At 45.4% G+C, this 15,658-nt stretch carries 12 protein-coding genes and 1 other annotated feature; of the genes, 3 read left to right on the forward strand and 9 right to left on the reverse strand.

Features of this window, described 5'->3' with window-relative positions:
* Positions 1-145: 145 nt before the first annotated feature.
* Positions 146-1,114, forward strand: a complete 969-nt coding sequence (locus VSQ32_19125; GenBank protein ID MEH2944891.1) for a serine hydrolase — start codon at positions 146-148, stop codon at positions 1,112-1,114.
* Between the two features lie 258 nt (positions 1,115-1,372).
* Here the strand turns inward: VSQ32_19125 and VSQ32_19130 are convergent, their stop codons facing one another.
* From VSQ32_19130 to secA, 4 genes are all read right to left on the reverse strand, one after another.
* Positions 1,373-1,561, reverse strand: coding sequence for a hypothetical protein (locus VSQ32_19130; GenBank protein MEH2944892.1), 189 nt, complete (start codon positions 1,559-1,561; stop codon positions 1,373-1,375).
* Positions 1,562-1,691: 130 nt separating this feature from the next.
* Positions 1,692-3,002 carry an ABC transporter substrate-binding protein gene (locus tag VSQ32_19135; GenBank protein ID MEH2944893.1) on the reverse strand — a complete coding sequence of 437 codons (1,311 nt, stop codon included), beginning with the start codon at positions 3,000-3,002 and terminating at the stop codon, positions 1,692-1,694.
* The gene (locus VSQ32_19140; GenBank protein MEH2944894.1) at positions 2,983-5,592 is read right to left on the reverse strand and encodes a response regulator; all 2,610 of its coding nucleotides are present in this window, start codon (positions 5,590-5,592) and stop codon (positions 2,983-2,985) included. Before VSQ32_19140 ends, VSQ32_19135 begins: the two co-directional genes overlap by 20 nt.
* A gap of 224 nt (positions 5,593-5,816) precedes the next feature.
* Positions 5,817-8,381: a preprotein translocase subunit SecA gene (gene secA / locus VSQ32_19145; GenBank protein ID MEH2944895.1), complete on the reverse strand. Its 2,565-nt coding sequence runs from the start codon at positions 8,379-8,381 to the stop codon at positions 5,817-5,819.
* Positions 8,382-8,688: 307 nt separating this feature from the next.
* Here secA and VSQ32_19150 point away from each other — a divergent pair, with 307 nt between their 5' ends.
* Positions 8,689-8,946 (forward strand): TIGR03905 family TSCPD domain-containing protein, encoded by a 258-nt coding sequence (locus tag VSQ32_19150; GenBank protein MEH2944896.1) that lies wholly within the window; start codon positions 8,689-8,691, stop codon positions 8,944-8,946.
* Positions 8,947-9,368: 422 nt separating this feature from the next.
* Entirely contained in the window at positions 9,369-9,641 is a 273-nt protein-coding gene (locus VSQ32_19155; GenBank protein ID MEH2944897.1) for a hypothetical protein, read from the forward strand.
* A gap of 266 nt (positions 9,642-9,907) precedes the next feature.
* On the opposite strand, the gene proS is transcribed toward VSQ32_19155, so the two are convergent.
* The 5 genes from proS to VSQ32_19180 all read right to left on the reverse strand — a co-directional run bounded on the left by proS (position 9,908) and on the right by VSQ32_19180 (position 15,629).
* Entirely contained in the window at positions 9,908-11,350 is a 1,443-nt protein-coding gene (gene proS / locus VSQ32_19160) for a proline--tRNA ligase (protein ID MEH2944898.1), read from the reverse strand.
* Positions 11,351-11,416: 66 nt separating this feature from the next.
* Positions 11,417-11,616, reverse strand: a binding site (T-box leader).
* 47 nt (positions 11,617-11,663) lie between these two features.
* A complete protein-coding gene (gene ytvI / locus VSQ32_19165) occupies positions 11,664-12,695 on the reverse strand; it encodes a sporulation integral membrane protein YtvI (protein ID MEH2944899.1) in 1,032 nt (343 codons plus the stop codon).
* 76 nt (positions 12,696-12,771) lie between these two features.
* A complete protein-coding gene (locus tag VSQ32_19170) occupies positions 12,772-13,449 on the reverse strand; it encodes an RluA family pseudouridine synthase (protein ID MEH2944900.1) in 678 nt (225 codons plus the stop codon).
* Positions 13,450-13,452: 3 nt separating this feature from the next.
* Positions 13,453-14,142 carry a response regulator transcription factor gene (locus VSQ32_19175; GenBank protein MEH2944901.1) on the reverse strand — a complete coding sequence of 230 codons (690 nt, stop codon included), beginning with the start codon at positions 14,140-14,142 and terminating at the stop codon, positions 13,453-13,455.
* Positions 14,139-15,629: a HAMP domain-containing sensor histidine kinase gene (locus VSQ32_19180; protein ID MEH2944902.1), complete on the reverse strand. Its 1,491-nt coding sequence runs from the start codon at positions 15,627-15,629 to the stop codon at positions 14,139-14,141. Before VSQ32_19180 ends, VSQ32_19175 begins: the two co-directional genes overlap by 4 nt.
* Positions 15,630-15,658: the final 29 nt, after the last annotated feature.

The following is a 15,658-nucleotide window of genomic DNA, read 5'->3' on the forward strand; positions in this document are numbered from 1 at the left end:
GCATTGTATGAAGTATATGTAACAGACCCGGCAGAGGTTTCACAGGAAAGCGAACTTGTTACGGAGGTCTTTTATCCGGTGAAAAAGAGGGTTTCCAAAGACCGGAATGGCAGGCGGATATTGTGAAGCACGTGAGGAAGAAAGTATGGCTCAGATAAAAATGGAAGAACTGGAACAGATTATAAGCAGCAAATATGGAAATACCACAGGTATTGTCATAATAAAAGACGGAGTTGTACTTTGTGAAAAATACTTTCAGGGCTGTACGGCGAATAGCCGCGTTCACGTTTATTCCGTGACAAAAAGTGTGATTTCAATATTGATTGGGATTGCTCTGGATAAAGGCTATATCAAAAATATGGAAGAGAAAGTGCTGGATTATTTCCCGGAATACAGGGTGAAAAGGGGAGAGGGGAAAATACGGAATATTACGCTGAGAGATATGATGACCATGACGGCGCCTTATAAATATCGGTTTTTTGCACCTTATATAAAATACTTTACAAGCAGTGACCGGGTAAAATTTTCACTTGATTTATTAGGCGGTCGTGGGAAGACAGGAGTATTCCGATATGCCCCGTTGATTGGGCCGGATATTTTATCAGGAATTTTAGTGAAGGCAACAGGGCAGTCCGTATTGAATTTTGCTACAGAGAATTTATTTGAGCCGCTTGGGATTAGAGTGGAAAAAAGTTTGTCATTCGAAAGCAAAGAGGAGCAATTGGCATTTAACCGGTCTGTGGATATGAGCGGATGGGTAACAGACCCTGCGGGGATTCATGCGGCAGGCTGGGGACTTACGCTTACAGCCATGGATATGGAAAAGATCGGGCAGCTATATCTGAACGGTGGCATGTGGAAGGGAAAACAGATTATTTCCTCAAAATGGGTAGAGGACAGTACGACAGAACACAGCCGATGGAAAAAAGAAAATCTGCCCTACGGATATCTGTGGTGGGTACATGAGGATGGTTATGCAGCCATGGGGGATGGCGGCAATATCATTTATATAAACACAAAGAAAAAGCTGGTGATTTCCATGACGGCTCTCTTTGTACCCAAAGCAGGGGATAGAACAGAACTGATTAAGAAATTCATTGAGCCTGTTTTATGAGATGAACAGCATTGTATTATCAGCTGACAGAATAAAAACCCCCGGATTAACTTCCGGAGGTTTTGGTTTGCGTACACATGAATATTGCTTTCGCTGTGCCAGCTGGCATTATAGTATATAAGTGCTGAGCCTATAACTGATAAGTGGAAGCCTGGTTGAAACTGTTTTTGAAATCTTCCACATAGATATTTGCAGAAACCATTGCAAAATTAATGTCAAAACCCAGGTATTTTATTTCATCTGACTGGTATGTAATAATTAAATATTGATGTATACCTCTTTTACAGTTTTTTTCTTTGCCCTTCCGCCTGTTATCGCGCCCAAAGGCCCAAACAAAACAGCGCCGCCGACGGCACCGCCAACACTGGAAACATATTGCTGTTGAATTTCTTTGTCAGTTTTAATGCACATATCGGTTATTTTGGATTTTTCCAGTTCAAAATTCATAGTGCCGGATGTAAAAATATATCTGTCGTCAGCCAATTTGTCCCCCAATACAGATATATCTCCCCATACAGGCTCTGTTTCAGAAATGTTCTGTTAAATCTGTTTCTATGCTATTATCATAAAAACATGCTTATTCTTTCAGAGATTCCTCCTGCAGTTTGTCGAATTCCGCCATACATTCCTCCACAGTTGCTCCGTTTAACAGATTCCGCACGATATTGCAGGTATTTCCCCATTGCTCCACTTTCATACTGGCATTGGAGCCCAGTACATAAATATTTTCATTGAAACGGTCGTTCAGAGGCTTTAAAGCGTCAATGCAGTCTACCCGCACATTTTTGGAAGGAGAAATAACGTTATTGGTTTCAGCGTACATCTGGAGAGCTTCATCGGAAAGAATCACGTCCAGAACGTTCATGGTATCTTCCAGATGTTCTGCTTCTGCACAGACAGCAAAACCTGTCATGGGTACCACGGGCATCTGTCCCAGCTTACTGGGAAATCCGATGACCTGCATATTAAAATCCGGTTTTCCATAAGCTGTGTCCGCATTTGCAGCGCCCCAGTAGGCCATGACAATGGGCGTTTTCTGAGCCAGAAAATCAGGGCCTTCTCCCTCAATTGCTTCATAAGTATAAGCTGTTTTGGCGTCTATATATCCCCGGTCAATCAGCTCCTGCAGAAATACAAAGCCAGGGCGCATGTAATCACTGTATTTTGTCTCGCCTTTGTTTAATGCGGCAATTTCCTGGTCAGTGGTATCTCCATTATATAAATCAGCGTAGGCCTGTGCCAGAACAAAGTTTTCCAGCCACCAGCGGTTGGCTCCTACGGGAGTTTCAATGCCGTTCTCTTTAAATACTCTGCAGCATTCCAGAAATTCTTCCGGTGTGTTGGGCAGTTCCAGATTATATTTATCAAACATGTCTTTATTTACAAACAGGCCGTTTACCACAACTTCCTGAGGAATAGCCACCAGCTTTCCATTGACGGTATTTGCAGTTTTTACAACTTCCCGAAGGTTTTTCGCACAGTCAAGGTCTGATAAATCCGCCAGTTTTCCTTCCTCGCCCAGTGCCTGGACAGTGTCCGGATTTAACAGATAGAAGTCGTCCATATGGTTCCGCGCCCGGTCCAGGGACACTTCATCATAAGTTTTTTCCTGATAATTTTCTGCTGTGTAAGTCCGGTATTCCACCGTTACGCCCAGCTTTTCTTCCGCCATGCCCACGGTTATGTCAAATGCTGTTCTTGCTATATTATCATTTTCCGGGTCAGATTTCTCCATGGGAGCAAACAGCAGAACCGAATGAATACGGTTTTCATTTTCCTGAGCCAGATTTTTGTCGAAAAAATTGTTCTGCCCGCAGGATGCTGATGTGACAGCCATAAGCCCGGCCAGCAAAAGGATAACTCCTGCTCTATAAGTTATTTTCCTCATTTTCCGGTTCCTTTCTTTTCATATACTGATTTACGGTCTTCCGCAGCAGACCCATATCTACCGGTTTTGCAATATGGGCATTCATACCTGCATCCAGGGCTTCTTTTACATCCTCGGCAAAAGCGTTTGCAGTCATTGCAATAATGGGTATTGCGGCGGCATCCTCACGGTTCAGTTCCCGGATGGCTCTGGTAGCTTCATATCCGTTCATTCGGGGCATCTGAACGTCCATAAGAACTGCGTCAAAGGTTCCTGGCGGCGTATTTTTAAAGCATTCCAGCGCGTCCTGGCCGTCTTCGGCAATTTCGCAGGCAGCGCCTTCCATTTCCAGAAGCTGTGTCAGGATTTCCGCGTTGATTTCGTTATCTTCCGCCACAAGGAAGCGGCAGCCTTCCAGACCGTACTGTTCCCCGGTTCCGGCGGCCTCCCCATGATGTTCCGGTTCTGTGCCCACTTCCAGAATTTTTTCTTTCAGTGCTGAGACAAAAAACGGCTTTGCGAGAAATCCGTCGATTCCTGCCTGGACAGCTTCATCCTTCAGTTCATCCCAGTCGTATGCGGTAAGAAACAGAATGGGGATGTGATTTTCCACCGAGGCACGAATCTTCCTGGCTGTTTCTATTCCGTCCATACCGGGCATTTTCCAGTCCAGTAAAATCACATGGTACGGTTCGTTTTCCCGGCTTGCCTGACAGACCATACGGGTTCCGTCTTCGCCGTTCAGAGCGGTATCCACCAGAACACCTGCATCTTCCATTAATATCCGGACATTTTTGCAGATATCTTCCTCATCGTCCACCACCAGAATTCTGGAAATATTATGATTTTTCCAGAAGGTTTTATTTGTACGTTCTTCCGGAATACGCAGTTCCAGATCTACCGTAAACAGGCTTCCATGGTTTAGCTCACTGGTCACGTGAATGGTTCCGCCCATCAGCTCCACAATATTTTTGGTGATGGCCATGCCCAGGCCGGTTCCCTGCACTTTATTGGTAGTACTGTTTTCTGCTCTGGTAAAAGCGTCAAAAACAGTTTCCAGATATTCCGGCGTCATGCCGTAGCCATTGTCCTCCACTTCAATCCGGAGGTGTTCATACTGGCTGGAGCGCTGCTCCAGTCCGATAATCCGAAACCAGATGCATCCGCCTTCCTGAGTATATTTTACTGCGTTTGAGAGCAGATTAATCAGAATCTGGTTAATTCTTGTTTCATCCCCTGCAAGACATTCATTTTTTATTCCGGTTACTGTTACCTCGAAGGTCTGTTTTCTGGATTTTGCCGCCGGACGGATAATGGCGTCCACAGAAGACACTATATTGCTCAGGGTAAATTCGCCAATATTGAGTACCACTTTTCCGCTTTCAATTTTGGAAACATCCAGTACATCGTTGATCAGGCTGAGCAGATGCTGTCCGGATGCAGTGATTTTTCTGGTGTATTCCCGGACTTTTTCGGAATTATCCGCATCTTTTGCAAGGAGTGTGGTAAATCCAAGGATAGCGTTCATGGGCGTCCGGATATCGTGGGACATATTGGAGAGAAACATGGTTTTGGATTTGCTGGCCACCTGTGCTGCCTGCAGGGCTTCTGCCAGTTGACGGTTGTGCAGTTCCCGCTCCTTTTCCCGTTCTTTCCGGGCCTTTATCTGCTGCCTTTCCGTGAAAAAATACAAGGCGCAGCAGAACATAAAAGCGATAAGCATAACAGCCACTACCGTGAAAATATTCTGATTTACTGCGCTGCCTTCCCGTTGTATGGCTTCCACCGGTACGTATCCAATCAGGTAAATAGTGCCTTCATTGACTGCCCACATGTAAATCAGAGATTTTTTTTCCTGCACATCATGGTAGAACATGACATTCTTTCCGTCTTTTATACTCCTGCTAATTTCATTGCGTACATCTTCTTCCATAATCTGGTTGGCACGGTAGAAATCTTCCAGATTTATATGGCCGGCTTCCCGTTCCCCCATTCCTTTGGGTTTCAGGACAAGCCGTTCGCTTTTAGCGTCCATAATATAGAGAGAAGCCATACTGTTATAAAACCTGTTGGGCAGCGCTGTGTCCAGAGATTCATAGATATATTCAATATAGAGCATTGCAGTTTCCTGGTTTTCCTGCATAATCGGGCATTTCAAAGTATAGGCCCATGCTCCCATATGGTTTATATAAGAAGCGGAAACAGGCAGGCCTTCCACTGTTTTTCCGGAGGAAAAATCCAGTTCTTCCGGATAAAACGGTTCTCCTGTATTAGAAAATCCTTCGGATTCTCCGGCAGGTACCAGAGACAGTTTTACCATGGTTTCGTTACGGTTATAGGATTGGATAAATTCTTCAGGATTTTCCATCATTTCAATTTCTCTGGCAATCAGTTTCTGGAATTCTGCTTCTTTTTTCAGGATTGCTTCAATGGTACCCTGAATTAAATCCAGATTTTCGCTCAGGTTGTCAATGGCTGCAGCAGACATTTCCTGAGCGGTTCTTCCGGCAACAGAAAATACAAACATGCCCAGGATACAGAAAATTATGACAATGGATACAATCAGGGCCATTGCCTGGCCGGATGCTTCTTTTTTTTCTTTTTTCTTCATCTCATAAATCACCTTTAAATATAACTGTATCTACAAATCCATTTTACCTTGAACGGCCTGTCAAAGTCAAGAAAAGGCTGCCTGTCCATGGGTAAAAATCATGGATTTGACAGCCTTTTCGTTATTTGGGCAATATTTCGCAACATAAAAAGTGAAAATGCTTTTCTGCTGTACAGAGTCAGGATGTATACGTTGCTCCGGATACGGGAAAATAATACCGGATTCTATTTTCTTCCGCAACACTGTTTATATTTTTTCCCGCTTCCGCACGGACAGGGATCGTTCGGATATACTTTGGCAGATTCACGCTTTTTGGGACCTTTCTGCATGGATTCGTCACGGTTGGTTCCCGTTACCTTTGCCACCTGTTCCCGTTCTACTTTCTGCTCAATTCTCACATGGAACAGCAGGCGTACGGTATCTTCCTGAATATTTGCAATCATTCCGTCAAACATATCATAACCGCTCATTTTATATTCCACCAGCGGGTCGCGCTGGCCGTAGGCCTGCAGGCCTATGCCCTGGCGGAGCTGGTCCATATCGTCGATGTGGTCCATCCATTTCCGGTCAATGACTTTCAGAAGCACCACCCGCTCCAGCTCACGGACAGCCTCCGGTTCCGGAAATTCAGCTTCTTTCATTTCATATGCTTTTACAGCCTGCTCTTTCAGGCTGTGTTTCAGCTCATTGGCCTGGATATCTTTCACATCATCCGGAGTCACGGGCTTTAAGGGGATAATGGGAATCAGAAGCTGGTTCAGCTCTTTCAGATCCCATTCCTCGCTTCCCTGATCTGCTGAAATACAGGTATCCACCGTATTTTCCACCCGGTCCGTAATCATTTTGTAGATAACATCCCGCATACTTTCTCCGTCCAGTACCCGGCGGCGTTCCGCATAGATGATTTCTCTCTGTTCATTCATAACCTGGTCGTATTCCAGCAGGTTTTTACGGATTCCAAAGTTATTGCTCTCAATTTTCATCTGAGCTTTTTCGATGGCATTTGTCAGCATTTTGTGCTGAATCTGTTCATTTTCAGGCACGCCCAGTGCATTGAACATGCCCATTAGCTTCTCGGAGCCGAACAGGCGCATCAGATCGTCCTCCAGAGAAATAAAGAACTGGGATTCACCCGGATCTCCCTGACGTCCGGAACGTCCCCGGAGCTGATTATCAATACGTCTGGATTCATGGCGTTCCGTACCGATGATTTTCAGGCCGCCGGCGGCTTTGGCGTCTTCATCCAGCTTGATGTCAGTACCGCGTCCTGCCATGTTGGTGGCAATGGTTACTGCTCCGTGCTGGCCTGCCTCAGCCACGATTTCAGCCTCCAGTTCATGAAATTTTGCATTCAGAACTTTGTGCTGGATACCCCGGCGTTTCAGCATTCCGCTGATTAATTCGGAAGTCTCAATGGTAATGGTACCTACCAGTACCGGCTGGCCTTTTGCATGGGCCCTTTCGATTTCTTCCACAACTGCATGGAATTTTTCCTTTTTGGTCTTGTATACTGCATCCTGCAAATCTTCACGGATCACCGGCATGTTGGTGGGAATTTCAATTACGTCCATGCCGTAAATATCCCGGAATTCTTTTTCCTCCGTCAGGGCAGTACCGGTCATGCCGGCTTTTTTTGTATATTTATTAAAGAAATTCTGGAAAGTGATGTTGGCCAGTGTCTTGCTTTCACGCTTTACCTTTACGTGTTCTTTTGCCTCAATGGCCTGATGGAGCCCGTCGGAATAACGACGGCCCGGCATAATTCGTCCGGTAAATTCATCCACAATCAGGACTTTTTCATCCTGTACCACATAATCCTGGTCCCGGAACATAAGATTGTGGGCGCGGAGAGCCAGAATGATGTTGTGCTGGATTTCCAGATTTTCCGCGTCAGCCAGATTTTCAATGCGGAAGAACTGCTCTACCTTTTTCACACCTTCTGCGGTAAGATTAACTACTTTATCTTTTTCATTTACAATGAAGTCTCCGGTTTCTTCCTGTTCCACACCCATAATGGCGTCCATTTTGGAAAATTCCGGCATATCCTCGCCGCGGGTAAGCTGCCTTGCCAGGATGTCGCAGGCTTCGTAAAGACTGGTGGATTTCCCGCTCTGGCCGGAAATAATCAGGGGCGTGCGGGCTTCGTCAATCAGTACCGAGTCCACCTCGTCGATGATGGCATAACAGAGATCCCGCTGTACAAGCTGCTCTTTGTAAATGACCATATTGTCGCGCAGATAATCAAAGCCCAGTTCATTGTTGGTTACATAGGTAATGTCACAGCCATAGGCTTTCCGGCGTTCGTCGTTATCCATGGAATTCAGTACCACGCCTACGGTCAGTCCCAGAAATTCATGTACCTTTCCCATCCATTCCGCGTCACGGTGAGCCAGATAGTCATTGACGGTAACAATATGGACTCCTTTTCCTTCCAGGGCGTTCAGGTAGGCCGGCAGGGTGGATACCAGGGTTTTTCCTTCACCGGTTTTCATTTCTGCAATGCGTCCCTGATGGAGAATGATACCGCCGATTAACTGTACCCGGTAATGCTCCATTCCAAGGGTACGTCTTGCAGCTTCCCTTACTACCGCGTATGCTTCCGGCATAAGCTGGTCCAGTGTCTCCCCGTCTTCCAGCCGTTTCTTAAATTCCTTTGTTTTGCCTTTTAACTGTTCATCGGGCATTTCCACCATGGAAGGGCGGTAAGATTCAATTTTTTCCACAATGGGATTGATTCTTTTTAATTCCCGCTCACTGTGGGTCCCGAAAACTTTATTCATAATACCCATAATATTTGCTCCTGTTTTCACTCCGGCAGCGCCGCCGGTTTTATTCCGTTTATAAAGACAATTTCTTATATTGTACCACTTAATGATTTTATTCACAATACTTTATCCCATGAACGAATTATGAATTTTTTATGAAATTCCTTTTCCTTCCAGGGGTTTTGTGTTATACTTTTCAATAATATTTTCCGGCGTGCGGCAGGGCATGGTAATTACCGGATGCGATGTACCTGCGGGGATATTTCGGAAGGAGGTGCGCTCTCATACCGGAAACAGGATGAGGAATATTTTGGAAAAGGAGATGGATAACATGAGTTACATGTATAAGACCAGAGGAACCTGTTCTACGCAGATTGAGGTGGAACTGGACGGGAATGTGGTAAAATTTGTGAAGTTTACCGGCGGCTGCAATGGTAATCTGCAGGCAATTCCCAAACTGGTAGAAGGTCTGACCATTGAGCAGGTGGAAGAAAAAATCGGCGGCATTTCCTGCAATGGGCGGCCAACTTCCTGCGGAGATCAGCTTGCCAAAGCATGTCGGGCTGCTTATGAAGCAGCACAGAAGTAAATGTTCGGCCCGCTATTTTCATATTTGGAATAGCGGGCTTTCTTACTGCCCCTTGAATTTTCAGAATATTCTACAGCTTATTTATATTATACCAGTTATAAGCAGGTTTAATATAAAATTTTTAAAATAATTGTTGACATTTCAGGATTTATTAGATATAATGAACTCACAAACAAAACAACAGAGACAACAAACAAAATTCAAAGAAGGAGGTACAGACCACCGAAAACAGAATGTAATATCTCATAATTTAAGAAAGAGAGGTACGGACCACCAGAAGAGGAAAATGAAATCTTCTCAGTTTACAGGCAGAGGAGATACAGGACAGACAGAAATGAAATCTTTCCAATAAGGAATTTTGAAATGTATGGTCGGAAGTTGAATTTCTGAAACAGAATTATTTTCAGAAGCTGAAATCAGAAATGGAGTTTTCGGAATGGGAAATTATAATAAGGTTATTATCCGAATTGCTGGTATTTAATCTGGATGATTCCGGACGGTTCAGACGTGAAACGGATATGAGCATAAGTGGTAACATCCGAACTTATATTTTCGGAATGGGGAAACAGGATGAGACGGAAGCGGATATGAGATGTTCTGTACAGGATTTAACAGAGGATTTACAGATTCAGAAGTCCGGACAGAAAGGTTTAAGAAAAAGGAGAAATCAGGAGGAATTTCAAGAGAAGCCCTGAGTTAGCAATCAAAGAAAAAGAGTGTATGATATTCCAGTTGGATTCGTTCATATATGGATACATACCATTTGACTCAGAGGTAGCAAAATTTCCAGGAAAGGAATCAGGATTTCAGAAAGAATGAGGTAGAGTCCCATGGACAACATAGCATAGAAGGCTGCACCAGATGAAGTTGATATCGGTGCAGCCTTTTAGTTGTTGGATATTTTTTCTTCGCCAGAACCCAGCCTGCCGGGCAGACTGAGACCGGGCGAAAATGTTTTATTCTAATATGCTTTTCCCCAGTAAACCAGTTTATGAGCCGGTTTTCCGCAGCAGACGCATACGTCGGAAACGGCCTTCTGTTCTTCCAGGGGCATACAGCGGGAAGTTGCTGTTGTGTCTTCTTTTATTTTATTTTCACATTCCGCATTGCCGCACCACATGGCACGTATAAATCCGGGTTTCTGTTCCACAGCGTCTTTGAAGGCGTCATAGGATGTTACATCTGAAATATGGGACTGCTGATGATTCTTAGCCCGTTCAAACATATCTTTCTGAATGGTTTTCAGAAGTTCTTTTGCAGTTGCGGCCGTATCTTCCAGTGCACATTCGATTTTTTCTCTGGTGTCCCTGCGTACCAGTACGCATTTTCCGGCTTCGATATCTTTGGGGCCCAGTTCCACGCGAATGGGGATTCCGCGCATTTCCTGTTCAGAGAATTTCCAGCCGGGACTCTTGTCGCTGTCGTCCATTTTCACACGAATGCCTGCCTGCTTCAATGTGTCTTTTAATTCGGCAGCCTTGTCAAGAACCCCTTCCTTATGCTGCTGAATGGGAATCACCATAACCTGAACCGGTGCGATTTCCGGTGGGAGCACCAGGCCGGAATCATCTCCGTGTACCATGATAATTGCGCCAATCAGGCGGGTAGTCATGCCCCAGGAAGTCTGGTGTACATATTGCAGTTTGTTGTCTCTGTCCGTGTACTGAATGTTGAATGCTCTGGCGAATCCGTCTCCGAAGTTGTGGCTGGTGCCGGACTGAAGAGCCTTTCCATCGTGCATTAACGCTTCAATGGTGTAGGTTGCTTCTGCGCCGGCAAATTTTTCTTTGTCTGTTTTCCGCCCGCGGATTACCGGCATTGCCAGTACTTCTTCACAGAAATCAGCGTAAAGGTGCAGCATCTGAAGGGTTCGTTCTTCGGCTTCTTCTGCTGTGGCATGGGCTGTATGGCCTTCCTGCCAGAGGAATTCTCTGGAGCGCAGGAAAGGTCTGGTCTCTTTTTCCCAGCGGACAACAGAGCACCACTGATTGTAGCATTTGGGCAAATCGCGGTAAGACTGGATGTCATTTGCATAGAAGTCGCAGAACAGTGTCTCTGAGGTGGGTCTGACACACATTCTTTCCTGTAACGGATTCAGGCCTCCGTGGGTTACCCAGGCTACTTCGGGTGCAAATCCTTCCACGTGGTCCTTTTCTTTCTGCAGCAGGCTTTCCGGAATAAACATGGGCATATATACGTTTTCCACCCCTGTTTCTTTAAATCTCCGGTCCAGTTCTTTCTGGATGTTTTCCCAGATGGCATAACCGGCAGGTTTGATTACCATGCAGCCCTTTACGCTGGAATACTCAATCAGTTCTGCTTTTTTGACCACATCCGTATACCATTGTGCAAAATCCACATCCATGGATGTGATGGCTTCCACTAATTTTTTGTCCTTTGCCATGATGTTTTCTCCTTTTCTTTTCAGATTGCAAACAGTTAAGATAAAAAAAGCCGGATATCCAATCCCCTCAGGGACCGGAAATCCGGCGGTACCACCCTTATTAACAGCAAAACTGCTGTTCGCTCAATGGCCTTAACGCGGCACTACGTCGTATTTTCATACGCGGCTCCAGGGCGGGTTCCGGACACTGGTATGGGAAATCTTTCACCGATGATTTCTTCTCTGTACATCTTCCTGTCCGTACTGATCCTTTTCTTCGCCAGTTTTCTGTGTTTGTTGGTAATGGTTATTCTAAGACAAATTATACGGATTGTCAAGTCACCAGATAGATTTCCTTTATTAAAATGTAGGAAAGGGGGCCGAGAGCAAATCCCCACAGTCCGTAAATCTCCAGGCCCACATACATGGTTACGATTACTGCCAGGGGATGCATACCCAGTTTATTACCCAGAAGTTTTGGCTCCAGAATTTCGCGCATGAGGGTACATATGGTGTAAATAATGGTATAAATGGCTGCCAGCATGTATTTTCCCTGCACCAGTTCAATGACAGCCCAGGGTACAAAAATGGTTCCGGTTCCCAGAAAGGGCATGGCGTCGCAGATACCGATACCGCATCCCGCCAGCAGTGCATATTCATTTCCGGAAAAGTACAGTCCCGCCACACATATGACCGTGATGATTACCATGATGATGAGCTGAGATCTGACATAGGCTCCTCCGGCTTCGTAAGTCCTGCGGCAGACGTTCAGAGCCATGTTTCCTACAGGATGACGCTCCAGTGCCTGGCGCATATTCCTGTAGTCTTTCAGTATCAGAATAGTACTGATGATGATTACAAAAAAGACGCCCAGGAACACAAACAGGTTTTTGGCATACAAAATGGTTCCGTTCATTACCGTGGGAAGCATGTTTGTTTTTGCATGGTTTATGAGTGACGGAAGCTGCTTTTCCACCCTGCTTTGAATCAGTTCGGCTTTGATACCGGTAATGTTTTCAATCTGGCAGCAGCATTCCTCCCAGAACACGCCGGCCTGTTGTTTGTAGCTCGGAAACTGTTCCATTATATTCCTGAGCTGCTCCAGGAGGGTTTTCAGGAAAAAGAATACTGCCAGCCCAAGGAGCAATAACAGGATTCCTACCAGCAGGGAAGCCCATATACCTCTTTTCAGTTTTAATTTATTCTCCAGTTTTTCGGTGAGCGGGTTCAGGAGTTTTGCCAGCAAAAAAGCAGCAAAAAAAGGAATTACCAGCGGAAACAGCCAGCGGAGGCCGGCGTAAACAGCCAGAGTAATTCCCAGAACTTTTCCTATGCTCCGCATACTTTCTTTTGCTTCTGTTTTCATGAAATCAGTATGCGGTATTTTCCGTCTTTTATGCGGGAAACACAGGCCTGGTTGAATGTTCCATGCCAGGCAGATGTTACATGAGTTCTGCAAACAGTTTTCCCATGGGCTGAACGCAGAATTCCACAGGTGCTCCCGTGGAGGGATGCTGAAATGACGTCCGGATGGAGCAAAGTCCCACCGGAAGATAACCTGGCGGACAGTTTTTGTTGTATTTTTTGTCGCCCAGAAGGGGATGGCCTGCGTGAGCCATCTGCACGCGAATCTGATGATGGCGTCCGGTGTCCAGACGGATATTCAGCAGACTGACCGGTCCTTTGGAATAAGGCGTTTCATGAAATACACGCTGTACTTCATAAAAAAGTCTGGCTGATTTAGCGCCTTTGGTGTTTTTGGAAACTACCTGGGATGTGTTGGTTTTTCCATCTCGTAAAAGCCAGTCCTCCAAAATACCGGAAGACTCTGAAAAGATGCCTTCTGCCAGTGCCAGGTATTCCTTTTTTACTGTTTTTTCCTGTACCTGCCGGCTCAGTATGGCTGCGGCCTGCCGGTTTCTGGCAAATACCATAATCCCTTCCACAGGCTGATCCAGACGCCGGATAATGAACACGTCTGAGGATTCCTTTTTGTCTGCAAAATAATTCCGCAGCATACTCACCATATCGGACTGGCTGGTTCTGGCAGTCTGTACGGGGATTCCCGGCATTTTATGGCAGACAATAATGTCCTGGTCTTCGTATATGATGTCTGTCATAATTTATACCTTAAACCGATAGCCTACGCCCCATATGGTTTCGATGTACTGGGGCTTGGTGGTGCTGAATTCGATTTTCTCCCGTATTTTCTTAATGTGTACGGTGACGGTTGCAATATCTCCCACCGATTCCAGATCCCAGATCTGGCTGAACAGTTCTTCTTTGGAGAATACGTGGTTGGGGTTCTGAGCAAGGAATGTGAGCAGGTCAAATTCCTTGGTGGTAAACTGTTTTTCTTCATCATTAACCCATACCCGGCGCGCTGTTTTGTCAATTTTCAGGCCGCGGATTTCGATGACGTCATTTTCCTGAATGCTGCTGTTGATCAGGCGTTCGTAGCGGGAGAGGTGAGCTTTTACCCTGGCCACCAGTTCGCTGGGGGAAAAGGGCTTGGTAATGTAGTCGTCTGCGCCCAGTCCCAGGCCGCGGATTTTATCAATGTCGTCTTTTTTGGCGGATACCATTAAAATAGGGGTATTTTTATTTTCCCGGATTTTTTTGCAGATTTCAAATCCGTCTACCCCCGGCAGCATTAAGTCCAGAATGAACATGTCAAATTCTTCGCTTAACGCCCGTGCGAGGCCCTGATTGCCGTTATTTTCAATTTCCACATGGAAGCCGCTCAGCTCCAGATAATCTTTTTCCAGATCGGCGATTGCCACTTCATCCTCAATAATCAATACTTTGCTCAATTTATTACCTCCTGGTATTTCCGGATTACAAAATACATAATGGTTCCCGTATCTTCTTTGCTGTTCGCCCAGATTTTTCCGCCGTGGTCCTCAATAATTTTCTTTACGATGGACAGGCCGATACCGCTGCCTCCGGTGGCTGAATTCCTGGAAGCGTCCGTGCGGTAAAAGCGGTCGAAAATGTAGGGCAGATCTCTGGCGGCGATTCCTTTACCGTTATCTTCAATCTCAACCTGAATAAAATCCCCCACATCCCGGATGCGCATATTGATAAAGCCCTGAGATTTGTCCAGGTATTTGACGGAATTGCCGATAATATTGTTAATGACACGCCGGAGCTGTTCCGGGTCTGCAATAATCAGCACGTCTTTGTCTGCATAGTTGATATAGGTGAGCTTGATATTTTTGGCCTCTAAATCCAGACCTACTTCTTCCACACAGTCTTCAAAGTAATCTGCCACATTGATTCGGTTAAAATTATAAGGGATTCGGTTGGTATCAATTCTGGAATACAGTGTCAGCTCGTTAATCAGCATGTCCATTTCATTTGCTTTATTGTAAATAGTACGGATGTATTTGTCATGCTTTTCCGGCGTGTCCGCTACTCCGTCCATAATGCCCTCCACATATCCTTTGATGGCTGTGATGGGGGTTTTCAAATCGTGGGAAATATTACTGATTAAGACTTTGTTTTCTTTTTCTCCGGCTACTTTTTCTTCTGCTGACTCCTTCAGACGAAGCCGCATTTCCTCAAAGTTTCGGCAGAGTTCTCCGATTTCGTCCTTTCCTTCGGCATCGACGGTGAAATCCAGGTTGCCGGCTTTGATATTCTGAGCAGCTATTTCCAGCCTGCGAATGGGATTGATAATTCCCTGATAAATCCAGACTGTCAGCATTCCTGCGGTGAAAATCAGAATCAGAAGCACTGAAATCATCAAATCCAGCAGAACGCCTTTGATTTCCGGCAGAATCCGCTCCATGGATGTGACGATAAAGACGCTTCCGTTGCCTCCGTCCTGAAAGTTAAAATCAATCTGTTTGATGAGGGCCTGTTCTTCCCCTTCCATATAGAATCCGGAAGCTGCGCTTTGTATGGTATCGCTGTCATATTCCGGCAGATCTTCTTCCAGTATGATTTCAGAACCGGTATTTCCGTTGAAAATCAGTTCTTTCCCTTTACGGACCAGGAGATAGGAGTATTTATCTGAGAGCTGTCGGTTGACCTTTTCCAGCCAGGCGGGGTCTTCCAGCTGTTCCGGCTGGTTTTTTGCCACCTTCTGGAGGTCTTCATACGTTGATTTGGTAAAGTGGCTGAGCACTTTAAAGGAATTTACAAAATAGTCATAGGCATTGCCGTCTATATTGTAAATCTGGCGTACCGCTTTCATCTGGTACTGGCCGAATCCCCATATGGTTGCCACTGCCAGAAGCACCGGCACAAATATAATAATACAGAATGAAATGATTAATCTGGTCCTTAATTTCATAATAATGCTGTAACCTCCGACAGCTTATA

Source organism: Lachnospiraceae bacterium JLR.KK002, assembly GCA_036941025.1.
GTDB lineage: Bacteria > Bacillota > Clostridia > Lachnospirales > Lachnospiraceae > Petralouisia.